11 protein-coding genes are annotated in these 14,694 nt (G+C 60.9%); all 11 read left to right on the forward strand.

Annotation, left to right across the window (positions count from 1 at the left end; translation table 11 throughout):
- Nucleotides 1–16 precede the first annotated feature (16 nt).
- The 11 genes from ISP19_RS16780 to ISP19_RS16830 all read left to right on the forward strand — a co-directional run bounded on the left by ISP19_RS16780 (nt 17) and on the right by ISP19_RS16830 (nt 14,534).
- Entirely contained in the window at nt 17–1,336 is a 1,320-nt protein-coding gene (locus tag ISP19_RS16780; RefSeq protein ID WP_204683563.1) for an ABC transporter permease, read from the forward strand.
- 10 nt (nt 1,337–1,346) lie between these two features.
- Nucleotides 1,347–2,573, forward strand: a complete 1,227-nt coding sequence (locus tag ISP19_RS16785) for an ABC transporter permease (protein ID WP_204683564.1) — start codon at nt 1,347–1,349, stop codon at nt 2,571–2,573.
- Between the two features lie 52 nt (nt 2,574–2,625).
- Nucleotides 2,626–3,951: an ABC transporter permease gene (locus ISP19_RS16790; RefSeq protein ID WP_204683565.1), complete on the forward strand. Its 1,326-nt coding sequence runs from the start codon at nt 2,626–2,628 to the stop codon at nt 3,949–3,951.
- 11 nt (nt 3,952–3,962) lie between these two features.
- Nucleotides 3,963–5,216, forward strand: a complete 1,254-nt coding sequence (locus tag ISP19_RS16795; protein ID WP_204683566.1) for an ABC transporter permease — start codon at nt 3,963–3,965, stop codon at nt 5,214–5,216.
- A 29-nt stretch (nt 5,217–5,245) separates the two neighbouring features.
- Complete coding sequence (locus ISP19_RS16800; protein WP_204683567.1) at nt 5,246–6,550, forward strand: ABC transporter permease; 1,305 nt, start codon at nt 5,246–5,248, stop codon at nt 6,548–6,550.
- A 1-nt stretch (nt 6,551) separates the two neighbouring features.
- A complete protein-coding gene (locus ISP19_RS16805) occupies nt 6,552–7,787 on the forward strand; it encodes an ABC transporter permease (protein WP_204683568.1) in 1,236 nt (411 codons plus the stop codon).
- Between the two features lie 94 nt (nt 7,788–7,881).
- Nucleotides 7,882–9,225 carry a sigma-54-dependent transcriptional regulator gene (locus ISP19_RS16810; RefSeq protein WP_204683569.1) on the forward strand — a complete coding sequence of 448 codons (1,344 nt, stop codon included), beginning with the start codon at nt 7,882–7,884 and terminating at the stop codon, nt 9,223–9,225.
- A 281-nt stretch (nt 9,226–9,506) separates the two neighbouring features.
- Nucleotides 9,507–11,297: a hypothetical protein gene (locus ISP19_RS16815; RefSeq protein ID WP_204683570.1), complete on the forward strand. Its 1,791-nt coding sequence runs from the start codon at nt 9,507–9,509 to the stop codon at nt 11,295–11,297.
- A 326-nt stretch (nt 11,298–11,623) separates the two neighbouring features.
- Entirely contained in the window at nt 11,624–12,991 is a 1,368-nt protein-coding gene (locus tag ISP19_RS16820; protein WP_204683571.1) for a sensor histidine kinase, read from the forward strand.
- Between the two features lie 60 nt (nt 12,992–13,051).
- The gene (locus ISP19_RS16825; protein WP_204683572.1) at nt 13,052–13,984 is read left to right on the forward strand and encodes an SPFH domain-containing protein; all 933 of its coding nucleotides are present in this window, start codon (nt 13,052–13,054) and stop codon (nt 13,982–13,984) included.
- A 103-nt stretch (nt 13,985–14,087) separates the two neighbouring features.
- The gene (locus tag ISP19_RS16830) at nt 14,088–14,534 is read left to right on the forward strand and encodes an NfeD family protein (RefSeq protein WP_204683573.1); all 447 of its coding nucleotides are present in this window, start codon (nt 14,088–14,090) and stop codon (nt 14,532–14,534) included.
- Nucleotides 14,535–14,694 lie beyond the last annotated feature (160 nt).

Genomic DNA, 14,694 nt, shown 5'->3' on the forward strand with positions numbered 1-14,694 from the left:
CGGGGAGTAAAACGAGATGCTTGCCTATTATCTCCGCCTGGGTCTGCGCAGCTTGCGGCGCAATCCGATCCTGACCACGCTGATGGTGCTGGCCATCGGCGTGGGCGTGGCGGCGTCAATGACCACCTACGCGGTATTTCGCGCCGTCTCCGCCAATCCCATTCCCGGCAAGTCCGGACAGCTGTTTGTGCCGCGCATCGATATATGGGGACCGCAGGCGCGCACTCAGGGCCGTCGCGTGCCGGACATGCTCAGTTATACCGACGCGATGGCACTGATGCGCGCGCATAGGGCGGTTAATCAGGCGGCGATTTATCCGGTCGGTTTTACGGTTGTTCCGCAAGACAGCTCGGTGAACCCGTTCGCGGTCAAGGGCGATGCGACCTATGCCGAGTTCTTTCCCATGTTCGATGCGCCGTTCGCTTATGGCAGCGGTTGGGATGCAAGTGAGGATGAAGCACACGCTGCGGTGGTGGTGATCAGCAGCCGTCTCAACCAGCAGCTGTTCGGTGGCGCAGACAGCGTCGGCCGCACCATCCATCTGGATGATCACGATTATCGAATCGTGGGTGTGCTGGCGAACTGGAATCCGCAGCCGCGCTTCTACGACGTCAACGTCTACTCGCGCACCTTTTCCGGAGCACCGGATTTCTTCGTGCCGTTCACGCATGCGGTGGATCTGCAAACGGATACCAATGGCAACAGCAGCTGTTATGGCAGCGCCGGCCGTGCGCCCGGCTGGCAAGGCTGGTTGCAGTCCGATTGCGTGTGGGTGTCGCTATGGGTGCAGTTGCCCGATACGGCAGCGGCGCGGGCCTATCGCAGTTTCCTGAAAGGATATGCCGCCGAGCAGAAGGCTGCCGGCCGCTTCGATTGGCTGCCCGAAGTGCAATTGGTCGGTTTGCGCCAATGGATGGATGTCGAGGAAGTGGTGCCGCCGGAGACGCGGATGTCCTTGTTCCTGTCGATCGGCTTTCTGCTGGTGTGCCTGATCAATACGATCGGCCTGCTGCTGGCCAAGTTCATGCGCCGCTCGGCCGAGATCGGTGTGCGGCGTGCATTGGGCGCTTCGCGAACGGAAATCGTCCGGCAGTTTCTGGCCGAATCGATCATGGTCGGTCTGGCGGGAGGCGTCGCGGGCCTGCTGTTTACCGGAATTGGCGTGCTGGCGATCGGCCTGGTGTTTGAGCCGGATATCGCGCGGCTTGCGCATATGAACCTCAGCCTGATGCTGCTCACCATTCTGTTGTCGCTGGCGGCATCAATGACGGCGGCGTTCTATCCCACCTGGCGTGCCGCGAACGTGCAGCCGGCCTGGCAGTTGAAGAGCAACTGAGGCGAACGTGATGCAGATCAGACCCATCCTCGCGGCACTCCGGCATCACAAGGCAGGCAGCCTGCTCATTGCCTTGCAGGTTGCCTTGACGCTGGCGATCGTGTGCAACGCGCTGTTCATCATTCATGGCCGGCTTACGCACCTGTCGCAGCCCAGCGGTGTCGACGAGGACCGGCTGCTGGTGGTGGAAAACCAGTGGGCCGGCAAGCCGGATGCCGGCCATATCGGCTCGATGATGAGCGCGGACCTGAACTTCCTGCGCCAGATGCCCGGCGTATCCAACGCCTACGCCACCGATGCCTATCCGTTGCGTGGTGGCGGCATGTCCTACGGCATCGGCCTGGTTCCGGACAAGTTGAAATACGCCGCCGAATCGGCCCTCTATTTTGCGGATGAAAACGGTATCGACACGCTTGGGCTGAAGCTGGTTGCCGGCCGTAACTTCCGTGCGGATGAAATCGGCCAGATAGATGCGCACAGTCCGATCGAGCCGGCGGAGGCGATCATTACCGTGGATCTGGCCAAGGCGTTGTTTCACGGCCAGGCCGCGGTGGGCAAGGTGATTTATCTCAGCGCCAAGCCGACCGTGATCATCGGCGTGGTCGAACGCATGCAGATCCCGTGGACCTACAGCGACATGGCGAAATGGTCCGGGAACTCCACCTTGATTCCCCTGCGTCAGCTGGTGGATACCTTCGATTACGTGGTGCGCACCGAGCCGGGGCAGGTGGACGAGATCGCCAGTCGCGTACGCGCCGCACTGTATGCGCAAAACCGCATGCGCGTGATCGATGCCGACGGTGGCGTACTGACTTATGCGCAGGTGCGCGCCAAAGCCTATAAGAACGATCGCGGCATCGCGATCCTGATGAGCGCGATCAGCCTGGTGCTGCTCGCCATCACCGGCGCCGGCATCGTGGGATTGACCAGCTTCTGGGTCGGCCAGCGCCGCAAGCAGATCGGCGTGCGGCGCGCATTGGGCGCGACGCGCAACGACATTCTCAGCTATTTCCTTACCGAGAACCTGCTGATCGCGGTGGCGGGGGTGACGATCGGCGGTGTGCTGGCGGTCGCCTTGAACTTCTGGCTGATGAAGCAGTTTGAAATCGATCGATTGGCGCCGGGTTATGTGCTGGCCGGCGTGGTGGCGTTGTTGGTATTGGGGCAAGCGGCCGTATTGGCGCCGGCGTTGCGTGCTTCGCACGTGCCGCCGGTGGAAGCGACACGGTCGGTATGAAAAGGACGGGATCCCCGCACGGGGATTTTCAATCATCAGGTGGAGGTGGCTCATGTTGGGCTATTACGTGGATCTGGCAATTCGAAGTCTGAAAAGAAGCCCTGGCCTTACGCTGCTGATGATCCTGGCGGTGGCTTTCGGCGTGGCGGCCTCCATGACCAGCTACTCGGTGTTTCGTGCGGTATCGGGTGACCCGATACCGTGGAAATCCTCGCAGCTTTACGTGCCGCAGATCGATATCTGGGGCCCCAAGGGACGCCTGGATCAGACCGATAACAACGATCCGCCGGATGCGATGGATTACGCCGAAGCGGTCGACCTGATGCGTGCTCATCGCGCCAAATTTCAGTCGGCGATGTATCGCGTTTCGCCGTCGATCGTGCCGCCCGATCCGACCATGCACCCGATCAACGTCGGCGGTCACGCTGTGTATAGCGAGTTCTTCCCGATGCTCGACGTGCCGTTCAAGTACGGCAGCGGCTGGAGTGCCGAAAGCGACGCGCAACGTGCCGCCGTGGTGGTGATCAGCAGCAAGCTCAACCAGAAACTGTTCGGCGGCGCGAACAGCGTCGGCAAGACGCTGGATATCGACGGCAAGGATTATCGCGTCGTGGGTGTACTGGACAACTGGAATCCTAAGCCGGTGTTCTATGACGTGGTGAACACCGGTGGTTTCACCACCGAGCAGGAGGATGTGTTCCTGCCATTCCAGCGCGCCATCGATGTGGCCATGCCGAACGACGGCAACACCAATTGTTCGGAAATGCCCAAGGGATCGGGCTTCGTGGGTTTGCAGCAATCGACCTGTGTATGGATCGCCTATATGGCCGAACTGGACGACAAGGCCGCCGCGGCCGCCTATAAGGACTATCTGGACGGCTATTTTCGTGAGCAGAAAGCGGCCGGCGGTTTCGATTGGCCATTGAACAACCGCCTGCGCAACCTGCCCGAATGGCTGGCATCCGAGCACGTGGTGCCGAGCGATACCAAGATCTCGCTGGTCGTGGCGCTGGGCCTGCTGGTGGTTTGCCTGGTGAACACCGCAGGTCTGTTGCTGGCCAAGTTCCTGCGCCGCAGTTCCGAAATCAGCGTGCGCCGGGCACTGGGTGCGCCACGGATGGCGATCTATACGCAGTTCCTGATCGAGGCGGGCACCGTTGGCCTGACCGGCGGCCTGCTTGGTCTACTGCTGACCTGGGTCGGGGTGTGGGGCGTGAGCTGGGTGTTGCCGAAGGAAATTTCCACGCTGGCGCATATCGATGTGAGCCTGCTCGTGCTGACCCTGCTGGTGGCGGTGGTCACCACCATGCTGGCAGGCCTTTATCCCACCTTCCGTGCTTCGCGCGTGCAACCCGCGTTGCAGCTGAAATCGAATTGAGGACCGGCACCATGACCTTGCATCCCATGATTGCAGCGCTGCGCAAGCACAAGGCAGGCGTTGTGCTGATCGCCATGCAGATCGCGCTGACACTGGCCATTGTCTGCAATGCGATCTTCATCATCTACGCGCGCGTCGAGAACGTGCGTCGGCCGACTGGAATGGACGAAAGCAACTTGTTCATGGTCACCCAGCAATGGGTCGGCGCGCCAAGCGGTGACGATGCGGCCAGCATCCAGAAGCTTGACGCCATGCAGCGCGAAGACCTCAATACCTTGCGCTCTCTGTCCGACGTGGAGTCCGTGACGCCGGTGGATACGCTGCCGCTGTTTCCGTCCAGCTGGAACGGTTCGGTCGCGCTGAAGCCAGGGACTGATTTGCGTAGCGGCACCGCGCGTAGCACCTATTACTTCGGCGACGAACAGTTGTTGAAGACGCTGGGCCTGCACCTGATTGCAGGCCGCAATTTCACCGCGGCGGATATCACCAACAAGGGATTTCGTGATCCTGCCGAAGCAAGCATGGTGATCATCACCAAGGCCCTGGCGGACAAGCTGTATCCGCAGGGCGATGCGGTCGGCAAGGTGATCTACCTGGATGGCGGCAACAAGCCGACGACCATCATCGGTGAAGTCGAGCGCCTGCAGGTGCCTTCGGTCGACAGTTGGGCCAGCAGTTTCGTCTGGAACTCGACTATCGAACCGATGCGCCTGAACGCCAATTTTTCGCGCTACGCGATCCGCGCCAAGCCAGGCCGGCTCGACGCGGCGATGCGTGCGGTGCCGCCGGCGCTGTACGCGGCGAACCCCATGCGCGTGCTCGATGACGACAGCATCAAATCGTTCAAGGATATTCGCGCCGAAGCGTACCGGGCCGACATCGGCATGGCGGTGCTGATGGGCGTGGTCTGCGTGATCCTGCTGGCGGTGACGGCGGCGGGCATCGTCGGCCTGACCAGCTTCTGGGTCGGTCAGCGTCATCGCCAGATCGGCGTGCGCCGCGCACTGGGTGCAAGGAAGGTCGACATCCTGCACTACTTCCAGTTGGAGAACCTGCTGATCGCCGGCACCGGCGCGGTCATCGGCATTGCCCTGGCGATCGGCCTCAACATGGTGCTGATGGAGAACTTCGCGATGGATCGCATGCCGGTGGTCTATGTCTTGTGCGGTCTGGTGATCGTGATGGTGCTGGGACAGGTCGCAGTGTTCGTGCCGGCACGGCGGGCATCCAATGTGCCGCCGGTGGTGGCTACGCGCACGGTCTGAGCGATTCGATACGGGAAAAAGGTTTCGTCATGCTGGTTTATTACCTCGATCTTGCCTTTCGCGGCCTGAAGCGCAATCGCGTACTCACGGCGTTGATGGTGCTGGCGGTCGCGATGGGTATTGGCGCGTGCATGACGACGTTTACCGTGTTGCATGTGTTGTCGGGCGATCCGCTGCCGGGGCGCAGCGGATCGCTGTACTACCCGCAGATCGATCCGCGCGATATGGAGAGTTACACATCCGGCGTGGAGCCGCCGGAGCAGGTGACCTGGCTCGATGGCCTGTATTTGTTGCACGCCAGGCGCGGTAGCCATCAAGCCTTGATGACGGGCGGCATGGTGCCGTTGCAGCCGGCGCAATCGAGCATCGATCCGTTCCATGCGAATGCGCGCTACACCACGGCTGACTTCTTTCCGATGTTCGGCGTGCCGTTCCAGTACGGCAGCGCGTGGAGCCAGGCCGAGGATGACAGCAAGGCCCGTGTGGTGGTGATCAGTTCCGCGTTGAACGACAAGCTGTTCGGCGGCAAGAACAGCGTGGGCAAGACCATCCGCTTGCAGCAGACGGATTTCCGCATCATCGGTGTCCTGGGCGACTGGCGCCCCAATCCGCATTTCTACGATCTGTACATGGGCGCCTATGCCGACTACGAAGATGTCTATGTACCGCTTTTTACCGCGCGCGACCTCTCCATGGACCACGACGGTACGACCGATTGCTGGGGTAATGGCGCCTCCGATCCGCAACACCTGGAGCAGTCCAGCTGTACCTGGCTGCAGTTCTGGGTGCAGTTGGATAACCCGGCCAGCGTAACGGCATACAAGGCTTTCCTTCAGCACTATTCGGAAGACCAGCACGCTGCCGGCCGGTTTGTACGGCCGCCGAACGTGCGCCTACGCAATGTGACGCAATGGCTGGATTTCAAGCAGGTGGTGCCGAGTGATACACGCCTGCAAGCGTGGCTTTCCGTGGGATTCCTCATTGTCTGCCTGATCAATACGGTGGGTTTGATGCTGGCCAAGTTCATGCGCCGCGCGGGTGAACTCGGCGTGCGCCGGGCGCTGGGCGCATCGCGGAGGGCCTTGTTTGGACAATTGCTGCTGGAGTCCGGCGTGATCGGCCTGGCGGGCGGCGTGTTGGGTCTGTTGCTCTCGCTGCTTGGCCTGTGGCTGATCCGCCAGCAGCCATCGGACTACGCCAAGCTTGCACACATGGATTCGCTCATGTTGCTGGCGACGTTTGCACTTTCCGTGGTGGCGAGCATGTTGGCCGGGTTGTTGCCCGCCTGGCGCGCTTGCCGCATTGCTCCGGCCCTGCAATTGAAGGCGCAATGACATGGATATCCGGCCGATTCTCGTGACCCTGCGGCGGCACAAATTCACCTGTTGCCTGCTGGTGCTGCAAATCGCTTTTACCTGCGCGATTGTCTGCAATGCGATTTTCTTGATTGGCCAGCGCCTGGAACGCATGCGCACGCCAAGCGGCATTGCCGAGAACGAGCTGGTTTACATCCAGATGGCGGACATCGGTAACCGTCCCGATGCCAAGGCCCGCGCTGCTGAGGATTTGGCAGCGTTGCAAGCGATTCCCGGGGTGAAATCGGCTGCCTTGGTCGACGAGTTACCCTTCGACATGGGATCGGACAACATGGATGTCCGGACTGACCCCAATCAGCGCATGGCTACGCTCAGTGCTTCGCAGTACTTCGGCGAAGGCCTCACGAAAACACTTGGCGTGAAGCTGATCGAGGGGCGTGACTTCCGTCCCGAGGAGTTTGTGGATCTGTCGGACGTCTACACTGCGCTGGCGCAGCAGCAGTATGAGAAATTGCCGAAGACCACCTTGATCACGCGCGATATGGCAGAGCGTCTCTGGCCGGGACAGGATCCGCTGGGCAAGCAGATCTATGTCGGCACCGGCCTTCCTTTCACGGTGATCGGCGTGCTGCAGAATCTGATCCGGCCAGGCCAGGATCGGCTGGAGCTCGGCGCGCAATATAGCTCAGTGTGGCCAGTGCGCATTCCACTGGTGCAGGGCGCATCCTTTCTGATCCGGTGTGCGCCACAGGATCGCGAACAGGTGCTCAAGTCGGCGGTCGACAAACTCAAGGCGCTGGATCCCAACCGCATTGTGTTGGGCAAGGGCACCATGGAGCAGCATCGCCGCGACTTCTTCCAGAACGATCGCGCCATGGCCGGCATTCTCTTCGGTGTGTGCCTGGCGTTGCTGGTGGTGACGGCACTGGGCATCGTCGGCCTGGCCAGTTTCTGGGTCGCCCAGCGCAATCGCAGCATCGGCGTGCGCCGCGCGCTGGGTGCTACGCGCGGCAACATCCTGCACTACTTCCAGACCGAGAATTTCCTGCTGACCACGATGGGCATCGTGCTCGGCATGGTGCTTGCGTACGGCATCAATCTGTTCCTGATCGTGCATTACGAACTGCCGCGCATGCCCGCCATGTATTTGCCGATTGGCGCCCTGATCCTGTGGGGCATCGGGCAGGTGGCCGTGCTTGGACCCGCGTTACGCGCCGCCGCGGTGCCACCGGTGGTGGCGACACGATCGGTCTGAGCCGGACAAAACAAAGTTCTCATATACGTAGGCCGATCGGCATGGCAACCTTTTGGGCAGGAGCGGCATCCATGCCTGCATGTGTAGGAAACGAATGCGAACCGTACTGATCATTGACGATAACCCGGCCGTGGGCGAGGCCCTGTCGCTGTTGCTCTCTCTGCATGATGTGCGGCCGCTGGTCGCGCTGACGCCGGATGAGGGCCTGGACAGGCTGGGGCGCGAGTCCGTGGATGTGGTCATCCAGGACATGAACTTCACCGCCGACACCACCTCGGGTGAAGAAGGCGTGGAGCTGTTCCGCGCCATCCGCGAGCGCCATGCGGACCTGCCAGTGATCTTGCTGACCGCGTGGACGCACCTGGAGACGGCCGTGGAGCTGGTCAAGGCCGGCGCAGCCGATTACCTGGCCAAGCCGTGGGACGACGCCAAGCTGCTGGCCACGGTGGAAAACCTGCTGGAGCTCTCCGAATCCACCCGCGAGGTGAATCGCACCCGGCAGGAGCGTCGCAAGCGCCGCGACGCGCTGCAACGCAAGTACGATCTGGACGGCTTGGTCTTTGCCAGCGAAGCGATGGCGCGGACGCTGGATCTGGCGTGTCAGGTCGCGCGTTCGGATGTGCCGGTCTTGATCACCGGTCCGAACGGCGCGGGCAAGGAGCGGATTGCTGCGATCGTGCATACCAATTCATCGGTGAAGAACGGTCCGTTTATCGCGGTCAATTGCGGTGCACTGCCCGGCGAGCTGATCGAGGCCGAGCTGTTCGGCGCCGAGGCCGGTGCGTACACCGGCGCCAACAAGGCACGCGAAGGGCGCTTTGAACTGGCCGATGGCGGCACCTTGTTCCTGGATGAAATCGGCAACCTGCCGCTGCCCGGCCAGATGAAGCTGCTGCGCGTGCTGGAAACCGGACAATTCGAGCGCCTGGGTTCGGGCCGCACCCGCAAGGTGAAAGTGCGCGTGCTGAGCGCGACCAATGCCGACCTCAAGTCGATGATCCGCGCGGGCACCTTCCGCGAGGATCTGTATTACCGCCTCAACGTGATCGACGTGAACTTGCCGCCGCTGTCCGAGCGCATCGACGACATCCTGCCGCTGGCTGAGCATTTCCTCGCCGGCCGTGCACAGCTCAGCGATGCCGCACGCGAAGCGTTGCTGATTTATCCCTGGCCCGGCAACGTGCGTGAGCTGAAAAACGCGATCGAGCGCGCCGCCCTGCTGGCCGGCAACGGCCCAATCACGCCCGAGCAGCTCAACCTGCCGCAACATGCCGGCACCGCGGTTGCGCGCAACCTGGATGAGCCAACCCGCGAGGTGGTTGAATCGGCGCTGCAGAAGGCGGAAGGCGTGGTGAGTCGCGCAGCCCAGTCGCTGGGCCTGTCGCGCCAGGCGCTTTATCGACGCATGGAGCGCTACGGATTGACGTCGCAGGCGTGATGTTCGCGCGAAAAATCAGTCGGTCATTACAACCGTAACAACAACCCTGATGTGACTGTCCCTGCTGCCGAAGTGGGGGAAGTACTCCAATACGCAATGGGATCGCCTGGATAAATCCAGGGCGACGGGCTGGTTTTTTCCATTGCCTTGACCATCATTCGTGTCTGGCGAGTTAGTTTTAGAAGCGACGAAGCCAAGGCAAGGGGCGTCATGTGCTTCTTGCTGATGATCGCCAGGCGTCAGGCTGTGCGACAGGTTTCTAATTGCGGCTGGGGTTGCTGATGACGTTGCTTTTCGTTGGTGGTTTTTTAATTTGCCTCACCATGACGCTTGCCATCGGATGGCCGATAGCGGTGTTTTTGGGATTCAGCACAAGGCTTGGTTCAATCGGGTTTTCTGTGGGCCTTGGTCTTGGCGTGATTCTTATCGGCTGCAGGGCAGTCCAGTTATGGTTTTCAATCGCGCAGGTTACATGGCACATGTGGCTTTGCGTGTTCGGTTACCTGCTTGCGGCATGGTGGCCGGTGAAAGTCAGGTCTGCCCTGGTGGATTACGTCGGAAAATATCGGGTGCATCTTGCCTTGATCGCGGTGGCCATTGCCGCGGTCGCCATGGCGCTTAATGTTCCCATCCTGCTGGGTGAAGCGATTCAGTTCGACGGATCTCGAAACGCGGATTCCTTCACCTTCGTAAGTAGCGCCAGGTATATGGCGCACCACGCCTTTTACGGGGACGGCGATTTCAATCCGTCGCGTCCTGTCTACAGCATATTGCGCAGTTACTTCGGCGAAGGCGCGATTCAGCCTCGTCCGGCTGCCGAGGGTTTGCTGGCATGGCTTGGGGCGACGTTTGATGCCGATCCCATGTATCTCTACAACGGTTTGCTGACGGCGGGGATGCTGCTGGGCGGTTTGTCCATCATGGCTTTTTTGCCTGAGCACATGGCTCTTTCGCCGGAAAGGTTCGCGCTGCTTCTGCCCTTGATGCTCGCGTGTCCGACGTTGCTTTTTGTGGCGATAAATTCCAATTTTGCAAATGCTTTCATGTTGGCCCCGGCGACGGTCTACGTTGCATTGGGCGGCGTGCAGAGAAGGTGGGGGACCTTTGTCGCTGGCGTCATTGCCGTGGGGTGTCTCATGTCAGGCTATCCGGAGCTGCTGCTCTTTGTTGGTCTTATGCGATTCTTTGCGGTAGTCGGCAGGGGAATCGTTACTGCCCGCTTTTTGCCGATTGCGTTCAATTCGGGCCTGCTCCTGCTGGAGGTTCTGGCGTCTTGTGCGCTATTCCCCTGGGCCGCCAAGAGTGCCTTGATTGTCTACCGGACAACGCTGGGAGTAAGTCGAGCCGGCGCGTCTGATCAAGTCGGAAACATGTATGCCGGGGTCCCTGCGGCGATCGTCGCTGCCGCATTCTTGTTGACGGCGTGGAACGATCTGAAGCGGTACGCGAGTGGAGAGCGGTTGCGTACGCTGTTTGCAGGGGTGCTGCTGGCCTTTACCGCCGCGCAGCTGCTGATGGTGATAAGAGGCTACCCCTATGGCGGCTTCAAGATCGCCGAATACTTTGTCACGGTGCTGAGCGCAATGGTGATGGTGTGTGGCGCTATCGGCCTTTCCGTTGAAGCAGGTGCCTCCCGCACCCGGATGCAGCAGTCACGCCTGGTATTGATTGCCAGCACCGTCCTGGCCGTCCTTTGGCAGGATGTCCGTCTGTTAAAGCGGTCATGGGCTTTTGCCGAGGACAGGCAGGTGACGCATGATCTGGTGGCGGCAGGCAGGTGGATGCAGCGCCATATTCCCAATGGCCCGGTAGCACTAGGGCATACGTCAGCGTCTTTCTACTATGGGCATTGGGTTCCCTACGTCACCGGCGCGCATCTGGTTTATGACTGGGCGGATCCTGATGCGGCAGGCTATCTCTCACCTTATTTGCGCGAGGCCGAGACGGTGCGCTTTTCCGATGCGCAGGTCCTATTGTTCATCGATGACATCGGGATGCCCGATGAAACACCGGATTCGGAACTGGCGCGCTTCGGCCGCATTCACCTTGTGTGCAAGCCATCTGATGAGTGACTCCTCGTCGTGGTCAAACGATGGGCATGCCCTCCGGGGCAGGGATGACCAAAAGCACGTGCGTAGACCGCTGGGGCCTGTTCAAAATGGCTGCAAATTGCACGGTTTGGGCCATCCTTGGTTCCGCTGCGTGCATGTGGCAGAGGCATGCAGGGGCCCCTGGTCCATGCATGAGAGAGTAGGGACTCGCCATGCACCGCCGTGAACATCCGCACATACATCCATTCTTGCAGTAGTGGCGAACTCGGCCTTAGACGTGTAGAACTGGCACATTCCTTGGGGAGACCAACGATGCGGCATCGTGCAGACCACACCGGGATGGACCCATGCGCCTGAGGTCGCTGGAAGTACGCCTGGCTGTTCTGCTTGCCGTGGCCGCCCTCACCGGCGCGCTGCTCTACATCGGCGTCACGCACTGGCCGTTGCCGCAGATTCTCGCCTGGCTGCATGAAGGTTTGAAACGAAGCATGCGCGCACCGGATCGCACCGATGCGGTGATCATCTGCGCGATTATCCTGCTGCCGTTGTCGTGGTGGTTCGCGCATATCGTGATGCAGCCGGTCAAGCGTCTGCTGCGTGCGCTGGAAGGTGCGGTGGCCAGTTATCGCGACGGCGATTTCAGCATTTCGATCGCGGTGCATCGTAGCGATGAATTGGGCGATCTGATTCGCGTGCATAACGAGTTGGGGCAGACCTTGCGCGAACAGCGCCAGAATCTTGCGCAACGAGAATTGCTGCTCGATACGGTGGTGCAGAACACGCCCGTCGCACTGGTGCTGACCGATGCCAACGGGCGCGTCGCTTATGCCAACATCGCGGCGCGGCATCTGTTCAACGAAGGGCGCAGCCTCAGTGGCCTGCATTTCGCCACGCTGATCGCCGATGCGCCCGAGGCCTTGCGCAAAGCCACCGAAGGCAGCGAAGACGCGCTTTTCAGCGTGGAAATGGACGGTAGCGAGGAAACCTTCCATCTTTCGCAACGTGCTTTCCGCCTGCAAGGGCGTCCGCATCGTCTGCAATTGTTCCGGCGCATGACGCGTGAGCTGTCGCGCCAGGAAGTGGCGGCGTGGAAGCGCGTGATCCGCGTGGTCAGCCATGAATTGAACAATTCATTGGCGCCGATTTCCTCGCTGGCGCATTCCGGCGCGGAGCTGGCTCGCCGCGGCACTATCGAGCGCTTGCCTGGGGTGTTCGCCACGATCGGCGAACGCGCCAAGCATCTACACGGTTTTATCGACGGCTATGCGCGTTTTGCCAAGCTACCTACGCCGCGTGTGGCCGCGGTGGAGTGGAAGCCTTTTCTGGATGGCCTGGCGCTGCACTGCAGCTTCCAGTTGCACGGGCATGCACCGACACAACCGGGCTGGTTTGATCCGGTGCAGATCGAGCAGGTGCTGATCAACCTGGTCAAGAACGCCCACGAATCCGGCAGTGCACCGGAGGGCGTGACCTTGGCGCTGACCCAGGTCGGGCATGAGTTACGCATCGAAGTAGCCGACCGTGGCCCGGGCATGAGCGAGGCGGTACTGGCGCAGGCGCTGCTGCCGTTCTATTCCACCAAGCGTTCCGGCACCGGCCTGGGGCTGGCGCTGGCGCGCGAGATCAGCGAAGCGCATGGCGGACGCATTGCGTTGGCCAACCGTGAGGATGGCGGCTTGCGTGTCACGTTGGTGTTGCCGCAATCCGCGAGCTGACCCCGTTACGGACAAAGACTAGCCTATACTCGGCCGATCAAACGGAAGCGAGGTAAGGGTATGGGAGCGACTATTTTTGGCTTGATCGTTATCGTCGTGGTTATTGTTGTAATAGCCAAGCTGGTGCGCATCGTTCCGCAAGGTTACGAGTGGACGGTTCAGCGCTTCGGCAAATACACGGGCACGTTGACGCCGGGTCTGCATTTCCTGATCCCTTTCATCTACGACATCGGCCGCAAGATGAACATGATGGAGCAGGTGCTGGATGTGCCGAGCCAGGACGTGATCACCAAGGACAACGCGGTGGTGCGCGTCGATGGCGTGGTGTTCTATCAGGTGCTGGATGCTGCCAAGGCGGCGTACGAAGTCGCCAGCCTGGAGCAGGCGGCGCTGGCGCTGGTGATGACCAACATCCGTACCGTGCTCGGCTCGCTGGATCTGGACGAATCGCTGAGCCAGCGTGATGCCATCAACGCCAAGTTGCTTACCGTGGTCGATGAAGCGACCCATCCCTGGGGTGTGAAGGTCAATCGCATCGAGATCAAGGACATTGCGCCGCCGCGCGATCTGGTCGATTCGATGGCGCGCCAGATGAAGGCCGAACGCGAGAAGCGTGCGCAGATTCTGGAAGCCGAGGGTTTGCGTCAAAGCGCGATCCTGAAAGCAGAGGGTGAGAAGCAATCGGCCATCCTCGCGGCGGATGGCAAGAAGGAAGCCGCATTCCGCGAAGCCGAAGCCCGCATTCGCCTGGCCGAGGCCGAAGCACAGGCCACCAAGCTGGTCTCCGATGCCATCGCCAGCGGTAACGTCAACGCGCTGAACTACTTCGTCGCCAACAAGTACGTGGAAGCGTTGAAGGAAATGGCGAACTCGCCGAACCAGAAGATGCTGTTGCTGCCGGTGGAGGCGACCGGAATCCTCGGCTCGCTGGCAGGCATTGCCGAACTGGCCAAGGAATCACTAGGGCAGCAACGGCTAAAGAACGAGAAGTAAAGACCAAGCGTGGAAGCGCACACATGCCGCGCTTCGCAGCTTTCTGTCACTTCTCACTCCTATTCACTCACTCCTAGCTTTTCCCCTCGGTCGGAGACGCTCCATGTCTGCGAATATCGCGGCGCATTACTTGTGGTGGATCGTGGCGCTGGTGTTGATCGCCATCGAAGTGATCATGCCCGGCTATTTCATGTTGTGGATCGGCATCGGCGCCGCAGCAACGGGTTTGCTGGTGTTGGTGGCGCCGGGGTTGCCGCTGCTGGCCCAGGCGATCGCTTTTGCCGTGTTGGCCTTCGTATCGTGCGCGGTGTACTGGTATGCGATCCGCCCGAAGCTGCAACGGAACGAATCGGGCGATGAGCGGCTCAACCGTCGTGGCGAGCAGTTGATCGGCCAACGCTATGTGTTGATCGAGGCCATCGTCAATGGTCGTGGCAAGGCCCGGGTCGGGGATGGGCAGTGGTTGGTCAGTGGACCGGACCTGCCGGCCGGGAGCACGGTGGAAGTGGTGGCGGTGGAGGGGGCGATGTTGAAGGTTCGGCCTGCATAGCTGCGCGTGGCGTCTTGCTGTTAGAGGGATATACACCGTGGGCTAAGCGCCAGACGGTATAACGTCATGCCAAGCCGCGCTGTTTACAGGGGCGGTCATGCCTGATAGTTCTCTGTGACATGCCTAACCAACACGCTTCTGGTAAGAATGGCGCCATGCC

It is taken from the genome of Dyella flava, from assembly GCF_016904955.1.
Taxonomy (GTDB): Bacteria; Pseudomonadota; Gammaproteobacteria; order Xanthomonadales; family Rhodanobacteraceae; genus Dyella_B; species Dyella_B flava.

Coding starts and splice junctions, on each gene's coding strand:
- ISP19_RS16790 (WP_204683565.1), top strand. CDS start 2,626: ATGTTGGGCTATTACGTGGATCTGGCAATTCGAAGTCTGAAAAGAAGC.
- ISP19_RS16780 (WP_204683563.1), top strand. CDS start 17: ATGCTTGCCTATTATCTCCGCCTGGGTCTGCGCAGCTTGCGGCGCAAT.
- ISP19_RS16825 (WP_204683572.1), top strand. CDS start 13,052: ATGGGAGCGACTATTTTTGGCTTGATCGTTATCGTCGTGGTTATTGTT.
- ISP19_RS16800 (WP_204683567.1), top strand. CDS start 5,246: ATGCTGGTTTATTACCTCGATCTTGCCTTTCGCGGCCTGAAGCGCAAT.
- ISP19_RS16810 (WP_204683569.1), top strand. CDS start 7,882: ATGCGAACCGTACTGATCATTGACGATAACCCGGCCGTGGGCGAGGCC.
- ISP19_RS16820 (WP_204683571.1), top strand. CDS start 11,624: ATGCGCCTGAGGTCGCTGGAAGTACGCCTGGCTGTTCTGCTTGCCGTG.
- ISP19_RS16795 (WP_204683566.1), top strand. CDS start 3,963: ATGACCTTGCATCCCATGATTGCAGCGCTGCGCAAGCACAAGGCAGGC.
- ISP19_RS16815 (WP_204683570.1), top strand. CDS start 9,507: ATGACGTTGCTTTTCGTTGGTGGTTTTTTAATTTGCCTCACCATGACG.
- ISP19_RS16830 (WP_204683573.1), top strand. CDS start 14,088: ATGTCTGCGAATATCGCGGCGCATTACTTGTGGTGGATCGTGGCGCTG.
- ISP19_RS16785 (WP_204683564.1), top strand. CDS start 1,347: ATGCAGATCAGACCCATCCTCGCGGCACTCCGGCATCACAAGGCAGGC.
- ISP19_RS16805 (WP_204683568.1), top strand. CDS start 6,552: ATGGATATCCGGCCGATTCTCGTGACCCTGCGGCGGCACAAATTCACC.